The following is a 262-nucleotide window of genomic DNA, read 5'->3' on the forward strand; positions in this document are numbered from 1 at the left end:
CACTTGGACTTATGCGACCGATAACAGCCAGGCGGCGATCCAGCAGCTGGGTGCAGGGGAGTCGATCAGCGACAGCTTTACTGCAGTCTCGTCCGACGGGACGGCCAGCCAGCTCGTGACCGTAACCATTACCGGGACCAATGACGTGCCGGTGATCGGTGGCATCGCCAGCGGCGCGGTGACCGAGGATGCATCGACGCCGAATCTAAGCACCAGTGGAGCGCTGACGATCGCCGATGTGGATGCGGGCCAGTCGAACTTC

At 62.6% G+C, this 262-nt stretch carries 1 protein-coding gene; it reads left to right on the forward strand.

Going from position 1 to position 262, the window contains the following annotated elements:
- On the forward strand, nucleotides 1-262 hold a 262-nt coding region (locus ASC92_RS28960), incomplete at both ends, for a VCBS domain-containing protein (RefSeq protein WP_200936038.1).

Origin of the sequence: Variovorax sp. Root411 (genome assembly GCF_001425205.1) — a bacterium.
GTDB lineage: Bacteria > Pseudomonadota > Gammaproteobacteria > Burkholderiales > Burkholderiaceae_C > Variovorax.